This window comes from uncultured Gimesia sp. (assembly GCF_937919775.1).
In the GTDB taxonomy this organism is placed as follows: Bacteria; Planctomycetota; Planctomycetia; order Planctomycetales; family Planctomycetaceae; genus Gimesia.
In genome coordinates this window covers 1-3,973 of record NZ_CALFPF010000696.1, presented here as the reverse complement: position 1 = coordinate 3,973, position 3,973 = coordinate 1, and the positions used below count along the sequence as shown (strand labels likewise).

4 protein-coding genes and 1 tRNA gene are annotated in these 3,973 nt (G+C 48.6%); all 5 read right to left on the bottom strand.

The window, feature by feature from the left end; genetic code table 11:
- Positions 1 to 150: 150 nt before the first annotated feature.
- A tRNA-Arg gene (locus tag Q0294_RS19655) sits at positions 151 to 224 on the bottom strand.
- 304 nt (positions 225 to 528) lie between these two features.
- The gene (locus Q0294_RS19650; RefSeq protein WP_299468850.1) at positions 529 to 954 is read right to left on the bottom strand and encodes a hypothetical protein; all 426 of its coding nucleotides are present in this window, start codon (positions 952 to 954) and stop codon (positions 529 to 531) included.
- Between the two features lie 487 nt (positions 955 to 1,441).
- Positions 1,442 to 1,729 (bottom strand): hypothetical protein, encoded by a 288-nt coding sequence (locus tag Q0294_RS19645; protein ID WP_299468849.1) that lies wholly within the window; start codon positions 1,727 to 1,729, stop codon positions 1,442 to 1,444.
- A 319-nt stretch (positions 1,730 to 2,048) separates the two neighbouring features.
- Positions 2,049 to 2,981, bottom strand: coding sequence for a fumarylacetoacetate hydrolase family protein (locus Q0294_RS19640; protein ID WP_299468847.1), 933 nt, complete (start codon positions 2,979 to 2,981; stop codon positions 2,049 to 2,051).
- Positions 2,982 to 3,139: 158 nt separating this feature from the next.
- The coding region (locus Q0294_RS19635) for an ABC transporter permease (protein WP_299468845.1) at positions 3,140 to 3,973 on the bottom strand (834 nt) is incomplete at its 5' end.

Here is a 3,973-nt window from a genome sequence, read left to right as displayed (position 1 = left end):
CCTGGATTCATCAATTCTTAACCCAGGTCAGATCTCCTGTCTCCGTGCAGTTGAAGACAGCAGTTTGATTAACAGGGAATGCAAAAGGCCTTCGTCGGGGTGACGAAGGCCCTTTGGTTGTAAGTGGTTTTCTCAGCGTGAGATAAGAAGTACACCCCGCAGGGTTCGAACCTGCAACCTTCGGTTTCGTAAACCGATGCTCTATCCAATTGAGCTAGGGGTGCCTGTCCCGGATGGGAAAAAGGTATTCTAGCGAGGCGGTTCTCCCTTTTAAAGCCATTCGGAAGCCGCATTTGAATCTTTTTACCAGCTCCTGACAAGATTTTCCGCCTCGAGATGGCCTGAAATCACCCCAAAACCGTTCTGGACACGAACGGCTCCGGATTCTCCGTGCGAGGGTGGTCACAAATATCAAAGACACCGACTCTCACTCCCCGGTTACCAGGTGAAGAATGAAAAACAGGCTCTGTCCATGAAGAACAGAGCCTGTACATACTCTAACAGGTATCAAAACGGGATGCTCCTCCCTTAGTGATGGCCGTGACCACCGCCATGGTGCCCGCCGTGATGGCCGCCATGTCCACCCCGGTAACCTCCGCTCCGGTAACCGCTACGGTTTCCACCATAATAACTTCCGCCACCGTAGCCTCTGCCGCCGCCACTATAAATCCCGATCCCAAACGAGGGACTGCTGTAATAGAGGCCGCCAGAACCGTAAGAGGGATAGGAATTATAGTAGCCGCCATAGCCACCATAACTCGGATAGGAATATCCGTAACCACCACCACCATACCCATAACCTGAATAACATCCACCTGCTTCGGCCTGTTGCGTGGGCATCAGTAACAGGGCGCCCCCCATTACCAGTCCCATACTAAGAACCAGTTTCAACCCCTTTGATTTTTTCTTTGATGTTGACTGAGGCTGGTCAACCGCATCTGTTTTGCTTTGCATTGTTTCGCTCCTTGGAAAAATGAACCAAAATGAGTGCCCCCGAATTTGCGGGGAAGCATCCTCGCTAATTACCTGACACTCGATTGCAGCACGGTTGAGAATCCATCACTCATCACATATTTCTCCGTCTGCCGTAATCAGGAGAATCGCTATCAGCGTGCCGAAATGTTATTTTTCCAATGAGCTACCCTAACTTATTCAGGAACTGATACTTAAAGCACTGCAATCTGGTAATCTCAAAAAAGACAGGCTGAAAACTGTCTCTATAACGCATCAGTCGACATCAAACTGACGGCAGACCACTCACGAGATCCAGCAGGAAATGCCGAAAGGTACAAATAAAAAAACAAGCCTCGCACTCAATTGATCGGGCCGAACCAATTGAATGCGAGACTTGAGAAAATGTGCCTGATTGATCCTGCGGACAGGAACCGGCCCGGCAAGATCAGCTAAAGCCTGATCGAGGCGGATTTATTAAAAACATGGATTACCATCCATAGTATATGCCGAAACCGGGCGCATAAAATCCTGCTCCATTACCGCGATAATAGTAGTTATTGTACCGCCGATTATATCTGTCATACCTGTTGGAATAACGGTTGTAATAGTTACTGTAACGACGACCCGCATTGCGGAAATCCCGTCTTGCCTGGTTGTAATCGTGTTGAAATTGCCGTTGATAACTTCGATAACGCGGTCTGGCTTCGCTGGTATTGATCGCCCCTAGAAATAAAACACTTAGCGCCAGCGTGGCGATGGTGAGTGTACGTTTCATAGTCTTGTCTCCTTGATAAGAACCCTGCTGCCGAATTCATCCCCGATTGAATGGAACCGGCCAGCTAATATCATTCGATTGACTTATCGCAGAAAGAATGCAACAGCTGTGCCAGTTGCGCAGATTTTGAGGCGCATCGGCATAAACCATGGTTCAGATTCGGCTTAGCAGGACTTTTTTCTCATGTTGAAAAAAGGAGGGACGCGAGATCGTTGTAGAAATGAAAAAAAGTGTGGTCGAATGGAGCGCAATCTAGTCGATCATCAACCACGTTTCCTGTTGAAATCTGCAAAATCTTGCCGCATTGTCGAAAGTGCTGTTAAACAACAGGATTTTTCAGTACACCGATTTTTTCAATCTCGGCTGTCATCTCATCACCGTGTTTGAGGAATTTATTTTTCGAGGCCCCGACACCACTGGGAGTACCGGTGGAAATAATGTCTCCCGGTTCGAGCTGCACAAAGCTGGAGATGAATTCAATGATCGCCGCAACCGGAAAAATCATCTCCGCCGTCGATGAGTCCTGTTCGACATTTCCGTTGACCGTCAGTTTCATTTTAAGAGTCTGCGGATCCGGAATATCGTCTGTCGGCGTAATGCAGGGTCCGATTGGACAAAATGTGTCGTGCCATTTCCCATGCAGCCAGTCGAAGAAACCATCTTTCTCACGTTCTGTGCGCCCGGGATTAGGTCGAAATTTTCGATCTGAGATGTCATTGATTACAGTATAACCGGCAACATAGTTGAGTGCCTCTTTTTCAGAGACGCCTTTACATGCTTTTCCGATAACGATCCCCAATTCCAGTTCCCAGTCAATATGATCCGGCGAGACTTCGGGAATTTTTATCGGCGAACCCGGGTTTGTCAGGGTTGTCGTGGGGGGTTTCATAAACACGTAGGGAAAGGTTTTTTGTCTTTCCTCGGCTTTGCCTCCCCCTTCTTCGATATGCTTGGAATAGTTACCGGCCAGAAGCAGCAGTTTGGAGGGCGCCGGAATCGGGACCAGCAACTGCACATCGTCGGTCATTATAGAAATGGGAAACAGTTCTTCGTCCATTGCCTGGTTCAGACGTTTTTCGACTCTCAGTAATGCATCTCGCTGCGCGCCTCCCGGCAGAAATGAGATCAGCCCCTGCTGTTCATCCAGCAAAACTCCCGCCATTTCCGCAGCAGCACCGAAGGGAATGATTTTGTCTTCCGAGTAAAAACCACAGGAAATTTGATTTTCCGATTGATACCGACATAATCTCATAATTCGCAGGCTCCAGAATGGGGAGATCTATTGATTGTAATAAGTAGTGAGGGAAAACTGGTTCTCGATGAATTTCGACACACGTAAATCAGCGCCGATTGACTCAAGCAGTTCTCATCCTACCGACTTTTATGCCGGAGACCAATTCTCAGAGCCCGTTAAGACAACTGCTTCTGGAATCTCTTTAAACTGATGCCAATGATCGCAATACAACACAGGCTGAGCCCCAGGACGTAAGGCAGCAAATCGGTGATGTCGGCGCCCCTGAGCACGATCCCTCTCAATATTTCCAGAAAATAAGTCACCGGAATGATGAATGTCACCAGATAAATGGGTAACGGCATTTGTGAGCGGGGAAACATGAATCCGGACAGCAGAACCGAAGGCAGCATAATCAGAAAAGCAAACTGAATGGCCTGCAACTGCGTCCTGGCAATCGTAGATACCAGCATTCCCAGCCCCAGTCCACAGACCAGGAACAACAGGGACAGCAACATTAATTCCCACAGATTACCGTGTATCGGCACTTTAAAAAAGAAGACCATCACCGTTAATACGATCAAAGTCTCCACAAAACCGATCAAAGCATAAGGAGCCAGTTTCCCCAGTAACAAACCGGATTTGCTGACGGGGGTCACAAACAACTGCTCCAGTGTGCCCAGTTCGCGTTCTCTGACAATCGCGAACGAAGTCAAAAACAGGGTGACTAACTGTAAAATGATTCCCACCAGTCCGGGGACAAAAAAGTGCGAACTCTCCAGATCCGGATTATATAACAGCCGCGGCCTGATCTCGATGGGCAATGCCGCTTGCCCCTGTGCATCGCGGGAGGGAACCACAGACAGCGTCTCGGCAAACGTTTTCGTCATATTGGTTGAGAGGTTCAGCCCCAGCAAATTCGAAGCATTTAATGCCGTCGTTGCAACTTGAGAATCACTGCCGTCAATCAGAACCTGCACCGAGACCTGCTCTCCTCGCAACAGACGGTCTGT

Coding starts and splice junctions, on each gene's coding strand:
- Q0294_RS19650 (WP_299468850.1), bottom strand. CDS start 954: ATGCAAAGCAAAACAGATGCGGTTGACCAGCCTCAGTCAACATCAAAG.
- Q0294_RS19645 (WP_299468849.1), bottom strand. CDS start 1,729: ATGAAACGTACACTCACCATCGCCACGCTGGCGCTAAGTGTTTTATTT.
- Q0294_RS19640 (WP_299468847.1), bottom strand. CDS start 2,981: ATGAGATTATGTCGGTATCAATCGGAAAATCAAATTTCCTGTGGTTTT.